At 43.4% G+C, this 12,201-nt stretch carries 10 protein-coding genes; 8 read left to right on the top strand and 2 right to left on the bottom strand.

The features are described from left to right. Positions 1–16: 16 nt before the first annotated feature. Positions 17–1,492 (bottom strand): nicotinate phosphoribosyltransferase, encoded by a 1,476-nt coding sequence (locus G608_RS0111975; RefSeq protein ID WP_026496232.1) that lies wholly within the window; start codon positions 1,490–1,492, stop codon positions 17–19. 215 nt (positions 1,493–1,707) lie between these two features. Here G608_RS0111975 and G608_RS22520 point away from each other — a divergent pair, with 215 nt between their 5' ends. The 3 genes from G608_RS22520 to G608_RS0111960 all read left to right on the top strand — a co-directional run bounded on the left by G608_RS22520 (position 1,708) and on the right by G608_RS0111960 (position 5,498). After that, positions 1,708–3,087, top strand: a complete 1,380-nt coding sequence (locus G608_RS22520) for a 5-bromo-4-chloroindolyl phosphate hydrolysis family protein (protein ID WP_051209259.1) — start codon at positions 1,708–1,710, stop codon at positions 3,085–3,087. A gap of 15 nt (positions 3,088–3,102) precedes the next feature. Continuing rightward, positions 3,103–4,269 (top strand): toxic anion resistance protein, encoded by a 1,167-nt coding sequence (locus tag G608_RS0111965; RefSeq protein WP_026496231.1) that lies wholly within the window; start codon positions 3,103–3,105, stop codon positions 4,267–4,269. A 65-nt stretch (positions 4,270–4,334) separates the two neighbouring features. Next, complete coding sequence (locus tag G608_RS0111960; RefSeq protein ID WP_026496230.1) at positions 4,335–5,498, top strand: galactokinase; 1,164 nt, start codon at positions 4,335–4,337, stop codon at positions 5,496–5,498. Positions 5,499–5,510: 12 nt separating this feature from the next. Here the strand turns inward: G608_RS0111960 and G608_RS0111955 are convergent, their stop codons facing one another. Beyond that, a complete protein-coding gene (locus tag G608_RS0111955) occupies positions 5,511–6,131 on the bottom strand; it encodes a hypothetical protein (protein ID WP_026496229.1) in 621 nt (206 codons plus the stop codon). Between the two features lie 187 nt (positions 6,132–6,318). Between G608_RS0111955 and G608_RS21025 the strand changes: the two genes are divergently transcribed. The 5 genes from G608_RS21025 to G608_RS21015 all read left to right on the top strand — a co-directional run bounded on the left by G608_RS21025 (position 6,319) and on the right by G608_RS21015 (position 12,179). After that, positions 6,319–7,977, top strand: coding sequence for a VanW family protein (locus G608_RS21025; RefSeq protein ID WP_081677411.1), 1,659 nt, complete (start codon positions 6,319–6,321; stop codon positions 7,975–7,977). A 12-nt stretch (positions 7,978–7,989) separates the two neighbouring features. Next, positions 7,990–8,976, top strand: coding sequence for an AIR synthase-related protein (locus G608_RS0111940; RefSeq protein WP_026496228.1), 987 nt, complete (start codon positions 7,990–7,992; stop codon positions 8,974–8,976). Positions 8,977–9,134: 158 nt separating this feature from the next. Beyond that, positions 9,135–9,623 (top strand): Lrp/AsnC family transcriptional regulator, encoded by a 489-nt coding sequence (locus G608_RS0111935; RefSeq protein WP_026496227.1) that lies wholly within the window; start codon positions 9,135–9,137, stop codon positions 9,621–9,623. Continuing rightward, positions 9,620–10,780: an aminotransferase class I/II-fold pyridoxal phosphate-dependent enzyme gene (locus G608_RS0111930; RefSeq protein WP_026496226.1), complete on the top strand. Its 1,161-nt coding sequence runs from the start codon at positions 9,620–9,622 to the stop codon at positions 10,778–10,780. The genes G608_RS0111935 and G608_RS0111930 overlap by 4 nt, the downstream gene beginning before the upstream one ends. Before the next feature lie 25 nt (positions 10,781–10,805). Then, entirely contained in the window at positions 10,806–12,179 is a 1,374-nt protein-coding gene (locus G608_RS21015; RefSeq protein ID WP_051209257.1) for a S1C family serine protease, read from the top strand. The last annotated feature ends 22 nt before the right edge of the window (positions 12,180–12,201 follow it).

Genomic DNA, 12,201 nt, shown 5'->3' with positions numbered 1-12,201 from the left:
ACAATCCTGCTCCGATTTATCTTTCTACGTCTGTCATGTCGACGCCGCTCATCTGATCGAGAAGCTTCATCTTTGTATCATAGAGTCTCTTTGAAAGGTCAACGTGTACCGAGTGAGGATTGAAGAGACGTCTTGTGGCATCCCATAAGGTTTCCTGCTCTTCAAGGCAGTACTTACGAATATCCATAGTCTTGGGAGATTCATATACACATTCACCATTTTTGAAAATAGGAACCATGATCTCGCGAAGAGTAAATGAGCCAGCGGGAAGAAGTGTCTTTTTCCAGGGCTCAAGGGGATCAAAGAGAAGAAGCTGCTTGTCCTCTGTAAAGGTCTCATTCTCGAGACAGATAAGGTCAGCCTTTACCTTGCCGTTTGCCTTTTCATAAACCCTGTAAATCTTCTTGTTTCCGGGATTTGTAATCTTCTCGGAATTCTCTGAAAGCTTGATCTTGGGCTCAAAATTGCCATCCTCACCCATTACGGCAGCAAGCTTATAAACACCTCCAAAGGACGGGTTATCTTTAGCTGTGATAAGGTGAGTACCAACACCCCAGGAAGTGATTGCAGCGCCTTGAGTTTTAAGAGAAGTGATCAGATACTCATCAAGGTCATTGGATGCGGAAATAACTGCATCGGGGAAGCCGGCTTCATCAAGCATTTTTCTTGCTTCCTTAGAAAGATAAGCAAGGTCGCCGCTGTCGAGACGGATTCCGTAGAAGCTGAGGTCGATTCCTTCTTCCTTCATTTCCTTAAATACTCTGATAGCATTGGGAACACCTGATTTTAATGTGTCATAGGTGTCAACGAGAAGGATGCATGCTGAAGGATAAAGCTTTGCGTAAGTCTTGAAAGCTGTGTACTCATCAGGAAAGCTCATGATCCAGCTATGAGCATGGGTGCCCTTAACGGGAACATCGAAGAGCTGGCCGCAAAGAACGTTACTTGTTCCCACACAGCCGCCGATAACTGCTGCTCTTGCACCGTAGGTACCTGCATCGGGACCCTGTGCGCGTCTTAAACCAAATTCCATTATGCCGTCACCCTGTGCAGCGTAGCAAATACGGGCTGACTTTGTAGCAATAAGGGACTGGTGATTAATGATGTTAAGGATAGCAGTCTCAATGAGCTGTGCTTCCATGATAGGAGCGATTACCTTTACAAGGGGCTCTCTTGGGAAAATGATGGTTCCCTCAGGGATTGAATAAATATCTCCGCTGAATTTGAAGTCTCTGAGGTAGTCAAGGAAATCCTCATCGAAAATGCCTACGCTTCTTAAATATTCGATATCTTCGTCATCGAAATGAAGCTCCTTAATATATTTTATCAATTGCTCTAAGCCGGCCATGATTGAATAGCCGCCGCCAAAGGGATTGTTTCTGAAAAAAGCATCGAAGATAACAGTCTCGTTCTGAGACTTGTTCTTGAAGTAGCCCTGCATCATTGTGAGTTCGTACAGGTCAGTGAGTAGAGTCAGATTCTGTCTGTCCATAATTACCCCCGTTTGCAAAATATGTCAGAAAATTATGTGACTTAGTTCGCAAATCCTTTTTTATTTTGATTTTTCGGATAAAATATCCAAATACAATAATACTACCAGAATGCATTAACTGTCATTGTTTTTTCATTATAGTTATATTAAAATTAATAGGCTTTTGATATAATGTCAGATAGTGGTTTAGTCTGATTAATCATGAGGTTTTTGATATGGGAGAATACGATAACTTACTAAATACCGGTAATGAGATAGTCAAAGAGGTCAACAAGGCCATAAGTACCGGTGATTATAGCAGTCTTGGGGATACAATCAGAGTCCAGGTTCAGGACGCAGTCAAGAAGGCAACAGAGAATCCGGGTCAGAATTTCCAGGGTAGAGCATCTGCTCAGAGAACAGTTACATACTCCAGCGGAAGAGTAGTTCCGATGCATGGACGCGCATTTAGAACGCCGTTCTTTGCATCAATGGTTTCAAAATCAAAGGGTATAGGCAAGATAATTGCAGGCTCAATAGGGTCGTTTTTCTTTGGATTTCCTGCATTGTTCTGTATTATCGGCCTTATGGTAGATTTTAAGGAAGCAATTATTCCTTTTATAATCTTTTCTCTACTTACGGCGCTTAACCTTTTATTCTTAAGAAATGGTATAAAAGATAACAAGCTGGCTAAGGAATATAAGAAATACGGAAACATACTGGGAAATTCCGAGTACTTTGCGGTTAGAGATCTGGCAGTGGCAGCAGGAGAGATGTCAGATTCCGTTCTTACGAATATTAAGAACATGATGAAAAGAGGCTTTCTTCCTCAGGCACGACTCGATAGTGCCGAGACCACTGTAATGCTTACCCAGAGAGCTTATGAGAGATATCTCAATGCCGAGGTGGACAGACAGGAGAGGGAGCGTAAGCAGAGACAGGAAGAGATGCAGGGATCTCTTCAGAAGAGGCAGACTGAGCAGACTGATGACAACGGCCTTTCCGGAATAGTAAGGGAAGGTAATGAGTACCTCAATACGATCAGGAAAATAAATGAAGAAATACCCGGCGATGAGATGAGTTCCAAGCTTTATCAGCTTGAAAACATCATGAGCAGGATATTCTCACAGGTTGAGAAGCAGCCTGAATGTGCAGATGATCTTAGAAAATTCATGAATTATTATCTGCCTACTACAATAAAGCTTCTAAACGCATACGTTGATCTCGATAAGCAGCCTGAGGTTGGAAATAACATATCCCAGACAAAACGCGAGATTGAGGATGCGATAGATGTTATAAACAGCGCTTTTGAGAATCTGCTGGATAGTCTTTTCCAGGATATGGCATGGGATATTTCATCAGACATATCTGTTATGAAGACAATGATGGCTCAGGACGGCCTTACACAAGACGGCTTAAGAAGCGCATTACAGAATTCCGCAGCAGAGGCTCCGGTAGCGCAAGCAGCCACAGCAACACAGGCGGCGCCCATGGCAGCAGCTGCAGCACCTGTATCATCCATGCAGATGGATACAGCGATGGCTCAGGCAGCTCAGACGGCACAGGCCGTAGCACCTGCCGCACAGGAACAGGCAAAAGTAGAATTAAAATTCTAAGGGAGGATATTTTTAATGGCAGACGAATTCAAAGAGTTTGAGAACTCGGCACCGACATTATCATTTGGGGCAGTAGCAGAGGAGCCTGCACCGGCACCGGCCGCTGCAGCAACACAGGCAGCACCTGTATCACCGATAGAGGCTATGGCAAAGGAAGCTAACCTCAGCGAAGAGGAGATGAAGCAGGTAGATGCTTTTGTAGATCAGATCGATCTCAAAAACTCTCAGGCGGTAATGAACTATGGTGCAGGTACACAGAAGAAGATGGCAGATTTTTCAGAGAAGGCCATCGACAATGTTCGTACAAAGGATATGGGACAGGTAGGCGATATGATCGCAGGTCTTGTCACAGAGCTTAAGAACTTTGATGTAGAAGAGGATGAGAAGGGAATCATCGCTCTTTTCAAGAAGGGATCAAATAAGCTTAATGTTATGAAGGCAAAATATGCCAAGGTTGAGACTAATGTTGAGACTATCAGCCGCGAGCTTGAGCGTCATGAGCAGCAGCTTATGAAGGACGTTGCGGTTCTCGACAATATGTATGACTTAAACCTCAATTATTACAAAGAGCTTTCAATGTATATCATTGCTGGTAAGAAGAAGCTTGAGCAGGTTCGTGCTACAGATCTTGTTGAAGCTCAGAAGAAGGCAGAGCAGTCAGGACTTCCTGAGGATGCTCAGGCAGCGAGAGACCTTGCATCTCTTTGCGACAGATTTGAGAAGAAGATCTACGACCTTGAGCTTACACGTACAATCGCTATGCAGACAGGTCCTCAGATCCGTATGGTACAGAGCGCTGATACAACTATGGCTGAGAAGATTCAGTCTACTCTTGTTAACACAATTCCGCTTTGGAAGAACCAGATGGTTATCGCCATCGGTATCGAGCACTCAGCACAGGCTGCTAAGGCAGAGCGCGAAGTTAACAACATGACAAACGAGCTTCTTAGAAAGAATGCCGATGCTCTTAAGGTTGCATCTATTGAGGCAGCTAAGGAATCTGAGAGAGGTATCGTAGATATCGAGACTCTTAAGCATACAAATGAGACTCTTATCACAACTCTTGATGAAGTAATGAAGATTCAGACAGAGGGTAAGGAGAAGCGTAAGGCAGCAGAGGCTGAGCTTACTCAGATCGAAGGACAGCTTCGTGAAAAACTCCTTCAGGCATCCAAGAACTGATATCATAAGACGCACAGCATATAATTACAGGCAAATAGGAAGGTGTTTAAATAATGGAACAGAAAATGAAGGAAGAAGTCCTTGCCGGTTTCGCTAAGGTATTTGGGGAGACAGACGGAGTTAAGGCATATTTTGCTCCCGGAAGAGTGAATCTTATCGGAGAGCATACCGATTATAACGGCGGTCATGTTTTTCCCTGCGCTCTTACCATCGGTACCTACGGAGCAGCAGCTAAGAGAAACGACAGAAAAATGCGTTTCTTCTCAATGAACTTTGAAAATTCAAAGGTTATTGAAGGCTCACTTGATGATATAGAGAGCTCTAAGAAGGCGGGCTGGACAGCATATCCTGCAGGTGTGGTTTGGGCCTTTGAGCAGAGAGGCTTTAAGCTTGATACAGGCTTTGATCTTTGTATCTATGGAAATATTCCCAATGGATCAGGTCTTTCCTCATCTGCATCACTGGAGGTTCTTACAGGATTTATATTAAGAGACCTGTATGGCTTTGATGTTACTAATCAGGACCTTGCTCTTATAGGACAGTATTCCGAGAATAATTTTAACGGCTGTAACTGCGGTATTATGGATCAGTTTGCAGTAGCTATGGGAAAAGAGGATAATGCGATTTTCCTTGATACGGCAGATCTTTCATTTGAATATGCACCCATAAGTCTTAAGGGAGCTAAGATTGTAATAGCTAATACAAATAAGAAGCACAAGCTCACAGATTCTCAGTACAACGCAAGAAGAAGTGCCTGTGAGAAGGCTCTTTCAGAGATTCAGACCGTATGTGAGATCAAGGGTCTTGGAGATCTTTCACCTGAGGAATTTGAGGCGCATAAGGATGCTATTAAGGATGATGACCGCAGAATTAAGGCTAAGCATGCGGTTTACGAGAACCAGCGTACAATAGACGCTGTGGCAGCTCTTAAGGCAGGCGACCTTACAAAGTTTGGTCAGCTTATGAATGCATCTCACGTATCACTTCGTGATGATTATGATGTAACAGGTGTAGAGCTTGATACTCTTGCTGAGGAAGCATGGAAGATTCCCGGTGTCATCGGTTCCCGTATGACAGGCGGCGGATTTGGCGGCTGTACTGTTTCTATCGTAAAGGATGAAGCTGTTGAAGAATTTAAGGAGAAGGTTGGAAAAGCTTATCTTGATAAGATTGGCTATGAAGCTACCTTCTACACTGTAGAAATCGGTGATGGCCCTACAATACTCTAAAAAGAAAACTCCTTACAGAGATTCTGTAAGGAGTCTTTTTATTTGATCTTTACTTAGAGAGCGAAGCTCCTCTGCTACAGGTAAAAGCGCGGAGATCTTTTCTTTTTTCTCGGAGTCTGACAGCGTGAGCTTATTCTGATAAAGATCGGTAAGAAGCTTATAGGTGGCTGTTACATCTGTTCCTGTGTCGGTCGCGAATTCGAGGACAGTAGTTGCCTCATTATATAGTTCGGCATCATACAGGAGCTTGCCCCATTTTTGAAGGTTTGTAACAAGGGTAGTATAGTTTTGGTCATACTTGGTGAGCTCTGTTATATTCGGAGCTCCGTATTCAAGCTTAAGATCCGTATTGGTGAAGCCTGTCAGATTAACGACCTTTTGGTCTGCAAGGGATCTGATGACCTTCTCGCAGTATCTGGATTCATCATCATCAAGCTTTCCAAAGGGGAGAGAATCCAGAGGAATCTTTATGTAGTTTAGATTATCAAGGGGCTTTTTTCTTGTGAAATTAGCCTTGCGCTCCTTTTCCCAGAAGTCGGCTTCCTTGGATTCTATCTTATAACTTGTTCTTCTTATGGCAATCTGCGTAATCAGAACAAGTAGTATAAAGCTTGTAAAAAAAGGCATCTTCATATATAATATCCTTTCAGAAAATGAGGAGATAAATTATGTTAAAGTTTTTTAATTCCGGTAAAAATAAAAAGCTTATTTCAGCAATTATTATTATCGTACTTATCCTTGCACTCGTCATTCCTCTTGCAAGTAGTGCGCTTTCATTCTGATAATAGCACATACCGGATATAGGCGAAATGGAGAAGTTATGAAAAAATTTATTTATGGCTTTGTTTTGGTGTTAGCTTTTGCACTTTTTGTTCCCATGGGAAGCGCAAAGGCTTCTTCTGATACAATCGCCAATGGAATCTTTATTGGTGATGTTGATGTATCAGGGATGACAAAAGAAGAGGCCACCTCTGCAGTTAATTCCTACATCGAACAGTTGGGGCAAAAAAACATTACCCTCAAGGGTAAAGATGAAACTCAGAGACTGACAGTTCAGGCAGGAGCCTTCGGCCTTGGTTTTGCAAACCCCGAGGTTGTGGATGAAGCTTACGGCCTTGGAAAAGAAGGTAATATCATTCAGCGCTATAAGGCCATGAAGGATATTCAGAATAACGGTCATCGCTATGATATCCAGTACTCTTTTAATGATGATGCTATTTATCAGATTCTTGATGTTGACTGTGCATCTTTCAATGTATCCAAGGTAAATTACACACTGACCAAGACTGATTCGGGATTTGTGGTATCAGATGGACAGGTTGGATATATCCTTGATGAGAAGAGCTCACTTGCAAATATTAAAAATTATATTCAGAACGAGTGGAATCACGAGGATGGCGAGATAGATATAGCAATCGAAGAGGATGCTCCTCTTGGAAGCTATGAGGCACTTAGCAAAGTCGGTGATGTACTTGGAACATATACTACAAGCTATAAGTCATCAGGTTCAGCCAGAAGTGCTAACGTTGCTAACGGATGCTCACTTATTAATGGAAAGACAATATATCCCGGGGAGGAATTCTCGGTACTTGATACTATTACACCATTTACAGAGGCAAATGGTTATTTCCCTGCAGGCTCATATTTAAACGGTCTTGTTGTAGAGAGTGTCGGCGGCGGAATCTGCCAGGTTTCGACCACACTTTATAACGCAGTATTAAAGGCAGAGCTTGAGGTTACAGAAAGGCACAACCATTCAATGATCATCAACTATGTAGATCCTTCAATGGACGCTGCTATTGCAGAGTCGGGCGGAAAGAACTTTAAGTTCGTAAACAGCTCAGAATATCCTATTTATATAGAAGGCTACACTACTTCAGATAAGCACATTACCTTTACTATTTATGGTGTAGAGACAAGACCTGCTTCACATAAGGTAGAGTATAAGAGCGAAGTTCTTGAGACAATACCTGCCGGACCGGATCAAATAGTTGCTGATGCAAGTCAGCCCATAGGTTCTATATCATCACAGGCAGCTCATATCGGATACAAGGCACAGCTTTGGAAGATAACTTATGAAGATGGCGTTGAGACAGGCAGAGAGGTTGTTAACAGCAGTAATTACAAGATGGTGCCCAAGATCGTTACAGTCGGAACAGCTACCGGTGATCCTACTGCAGCAGCGCAGATTGCTACAGCCATTGCTACAGGCGATATTAATCAGGTTAATGCAGTAGCAGGTGCCATTGCAGCAGTTCAGGCAGCGCAGGCAACAGAAGGTGCTGATGTAGAGGCAGCGCAGGCTGCAGCCGCAGCAGCGGCAGCAGGAGCAGAAGCTCAGCTTGCGGCTCAGCAGGCAGCAGCGGCAGCAGGTGAGACTCCTGCAGAAGCTCCGGCGGAAGCACCTGCAGAGGCACCCGCAGAAGCGGATCCGGAAGCAGTAACGACAGAGGTTCCTGTAGAGACACCGGAAGGCTGATGGAGATAAGGAATGAGAATAGGTAAGGCTACAGAAAGCATACTTAACAGATCCGTATTAAAGCTTATAAGAGATAAAAATAAGAAAAGCGCAGTTTCAAACTGCGCTTATTCTATAGATGGCGAAGAAATCCTGGCAAGTGCCATCAGTACCATTACGGCACCTGTCCAAAATGTTGGATACTATGCTGTATATAATGCAATAAATAACCTTTATGCAGACGGTATCACTCCTCAAATGGCCATGATCAATATCATGCTGCCGGCAGAAGCAGAGGAGAGTGAGCTTAAGCAGATATCAAGGGATTGCAAAAGGGCGGCTGATGAACTTGGCATTTCAATAAGAGGAGGTCACACAGAGGTTACGGATGCCCTCACAAGGTCTCTTGTAAGTGCAGTGATTTCGGGCACCGGTAGAGATGCAGCTTCTATTAATAATCATCCCCGGAAGGCCAAAGCCGGTGATGCCATCATCATGACCAAGTGGGCAGGTATTGAGGGCAGTGCAATTCTTGCAGATGAGTGTCATGACAAACTTAAGGAGAGACTTCCCGAATACATTATTTCGGAGACATCAGGACTTAAGAAGTATATCTCTGTAAGGGAAGAAGCAGAGATAGCCAGGGAGTTTAAGGCATCATTCATACAAGATGTATCATCCGGAGGAGTTTTTGCAGCTTTATGGGAGCTTGGAACCAGAGCGGGTTGTGGTTTTCAGGTGGATCTTAAAGAGATTCCAATGAGACAGGAAATCATAGAGATTACGAATTGTCTGCTGGTCAATCCTTATATGCTTGCATCAAACGGATCGCTTCTTTTTATAACAGGAGAAGAAGAACCCGCCATAAGAAGGCTTGAAGAGGCAGGAATACCTGCTGCGGTCATTGGAAGAGTATGTGATGGAAACGACCGTCTTATAATTAATGACGGAGAGAAGCGATTTTTGGATAAGCCTGCAGCGGATGAGCTTTTGCGAATAGATGAATTAAGGACGAAATAGATATTTCTCGTAACATAGAGGAGGTATGCTATACATCTGCTTTATGGTAAAATAGGAAACGTATGGGCTGTGCAGGAAATTTTTCATAATATTCTATGTATGGCGGTGACCGGATGCAGTAAACTTTCCGGTTTAGAACTTCAGTAGGGGAGGCAATTATGATTAACAGAGATGAATTACTTAGAACTATCGAAAAGAACAGTCGAATCGGTATAGATGAACTGGCGGTTATACTTGGCGCGGAGGAGGTAGAAGTCGCGAATGAGCTAAAGAGCCTTGAGGAAGAAGGCGTTATCTGCGGTTATCATACAATGATAGACTGGTCTAAGACCTCCATAGATAAAGTTATGGCCTTAATCGAGGTAAAGGTTACTCCTCAGAGAGGAATCGGTTTTGATTCAATTGCAGAGAGAATTTATAAATATCCTGAAGTAACAAGCGTATATCTGCTTTCCGGTGGTTTTGACCTTATGGTCATTCTGGAAGGCAAGACCCTTAAGGAGGTTGCAGGCTTTGTAACAAATAAGCTTTCACCCCTTGATACGGTACTTAGCTGCTCTACACACTTTATTTTGCAGAAGTACAAGGATCACGGAACAATACTGACAAAGAAATATGAAGATACAAGGGAGAAGATTACGCCATGAGGAATCCTTTAGCAGATACAATCGTAGATATTAAGCCCTCTGGAATACGTAAATTCTTCGACGTTGTTAAGACCATCGACGGCGCTATCTCGCTTGGCGTTGGTGAACCTGATTTTGACACGCCATGGCATATCCGTGATGAGGGTATATATTCACTGGAAAAAGGCAGAACCTTCTATACATCCAACTCAGGACTTATGGAGCTTAAGGAAGAGGTCTGCAATTACCTTAAAAGAAAGCACAATCTTGACTATGATCCGGCATCTCAGGTTCTTGTAACGGTTGGTGGATCGGAAGCAATTGATCTTGCTTTCAGAGCGATGATAAATCCCGGGGATGAGGTGCTTATACCCCAGCCCAGCTATGTCTCATATGAGCCATGTGCTATTCTTGCAGGTGCTAAGCCTGTCATTATTGAGCTTAAGGAAGAAAATGAGTTCAGACTTACAGCTGAAGAGATTTTGGAGCATGTAACTGACAGAACCAAGATACTGGTTCTTCCTTTCCCCAATAACCCTACAGGCGCAATCATGGAGAGAAAAGATCTTGAGAGCATAGCAGAGGTTATTAAGGAAAAAGACATTTTTGTTTTGTCTGACGAGATATATTCTGAACTGACATACACTGATAAGCATGTCTCTATTACAGAGATACCGGGAATGTATGAGAGAACTATCCTGATCAACGGCTTTTCAAAGGCCTATGCCATGACAGGATGGAGACTTGGATACGCCTGCGGTCCTAAGGAAATCTTAGAGCAGATGACCAAAATTCATCAGTATGCTATTATGTGCGCTCCCACAACCAGCCAGTATGCTGCTGTTGAAGCCCTGAAAAACGGTGATGAAGACGTGGCTATGATGCGCGAGCAGTATAACCAGAGAAGGCGCTATCTTTTAAATGAGTTCAGAGAGATGAGACTTCCATGTTTTGAGCCCTTTGGAGCCTTTTATATTTTCCCCAGCATCAAGCGTTTTGGCATGAGCAGTGATGAATTTGCCACCAAGCTTCTTCAGGAGGAAAAGCTTGCGGTTGTTCCAGGAACGGCCTTTGGTGACTGCGGTGAAGGCTTTATAAGAATATCCTATGCATATTCGCTTGAAGACCTTAAGAAGGCTGTGGAGAGACTTAAGAGATTTATCTCAAGGTATGAATGAGTTTTGATGTAGTACCGGGGGAATTATGGATAATAAAAACAGCGAAGAATTAGATAAAGTTAATAGTCCAATAGCGACACCTGACTTTATGAGGGAGAAAATAAAGCAGCGTCCAATAAATAAGAAAAAGCTTCTTAGAAGGACGCTTATCACAATGACACTGGCCGTGGTATTTGGTGCAGTGGCATGTCTTACCTTTGTTTTTCTCTCGCCTGTCATAAATAATAAGCTTTATCCGGAGGAGACACCGGCGCCAATAGCTCTTACCACAGAGGATACGGTTACCGATGAGATGCAGCCGGAGGATATGTATGCCGATGATAATGCAATTGCGGCAGAGGCGGCCAGTGTTGCAATAGATATGGCATCCACGGAGATTGACAGGATGCAGCGGGAGATCAATTCCTTCAGGATAAGCTCGTCGGATTACGCAGATATGTATGCTGCGCTAAAGGACATTGCCTATGAGGGAGAAAAGAGCATTGTAAAGGTTACGGCTCTTACCTCAGATACCAATTGGTTCAACGATCCTTATGACAGCACAGATGACATCTCTGGTCTTATTGTGGCGGAGAACGGCTCGGAATATCTGATACTGGTTCAGACCTCTGCAATAAAGGATGCAGAATCAGTACAGGTTACATTTGTTGATGAGACCTCTGCAAGAGCCTATCTTAAGCTTAGTGATAAGAACACGGGACTCAGTGTTATCGCAGTCAGAGTGAACTATGTTTCGGATGACACCAAGAAAAAGATAGCTACAGCAAAGCTTGGTAAATCAAATGGTGCATCTGTTACAGGTACGCCCGTTATTGCTATCGGAAGTCCGACAGGTACACTTGATTCAATAAGCTATGGTTTTGTTACATCATCCAATGTAGATATGGGCATCTGCGACAGCAACTATAAGCTGCTTACTACGGATATCTACGGAAGCAGCAGTGCAAGTGGTGCAATTATTGATCTTTCCGGGGCTGTGATAGGCTTTACGGATATGGATTATAATTCTGAAAACCTGCCAAATGTTCTTTGTGCTATAGGTATAACAGAGCTAAGATCCCTAATAGAGGATCTATCAAACGGAACGGGAAGAAGCTATCTTGGACTCCACGGGCAGAGTGTTCCCGAGGCTGTTCAGGAGGGACAGAATATTCCATCAGGTGCTTATATTACCCGGACAGAAATGGATTCTCCTGCCATGCTTGCAGGAATACAGAGCGGAGATATTATAACCAAGATCAATGATACAGAAATCGGCGGCTATGATTCACTTGTGGAGGAGCTGATAAGGCTTCATCCCGGCGCTGATATCACACTGACTCTTATGAGACAGGCTACAGATGGTTACGTTGAGCTTAATATCGACATGGAGATAGGAAATTCAACTACCACCGATTAATTAAGTAATATTTAGAATTGAG

The sequence above is a fragment of the Butyrivibrio sp. WCD3002 genome (assembly GCF_000424265.1).
Lineage (GTDB): Bacteria > Bacillota > Clostridia > Lachnospirales > Lachnospiraceae > Butyrivibrio.
The sequence above is the reverse complement of the archived record's forward strand: the minus strand, read 5'-3'. Positions and strand labels throughout refer to the sequence as shown.

Bases quoted from the DNA above. Each gene is read 5' to 3' on its own strand.
- G608_RS22520 (WP_051209259.1), top strand. From the start codon at position 1,708: ATGGGAGAATACGATAACTTACTAAATACCGGTAATGAGATAGTCAAA.
- G608_RS0111975 (WP_026496232.1), bottom strand. From the start codon at position 1,492: ATGGACAGACAGAATCTGACTCTACTCACTGACCTGTACGAACTCACA.
- G608_RS0111940 (WP_026496228.1), top strand. From the start codon at position 7,990: ATGAGAATAGGTAAGGCTACAGAAAGCATACTTAACAGATCCGTATTA.
- G608_RS21025 (WP_081677411.1), top strand. From the start codon at position 6,319: ATGAAAAAATTTATTTATGGCTTTGTTTTGGTGTTAGCTTTTGCACTT.
- G608_RS0111960 (WP_026496230.1), top strand. From the start codon at position 4,335: ATGAAGGAAGAAGTCCTTGCCGGTTTCGCTAAGGTATTTGGGGAGACA.
- G608_RS21015 (WP_051209257.1), top strand. From the start codon at position 10,806: ATGGATAATAAAAACAGCGAAGAATTAGATAAAGTTAATAGTCCAATA.
- G608_RS0111935 (WP_026496227.1), top strand. From the start codon at position 9,135: ATGATTAACAGAGATGAATTACTTAGAACTATCGAAAAGAACAGTCGA.
- G608_RS0111955 (WP_026496229.1), bottom strand. From the start codon at position 6,131: ATGAAGATGCCTTTTTTTACAAGCTTTATACTACTTGTTCTGATTACG.
- G608_RS0111930 (WP_026496226.1), top strand. From the start codon at position 9,620: ATGAGGAATCCTTTAGCAGATACAATCGTAGATATTAAGCCCTCTGGA.
- G608_RS0111965 (WP_026496231.1), top strand. From the start codon at position 3,103: ATGGCAGACGAATTCAAAGAGTTTGAGAACTCGGCACCGACATTATCA.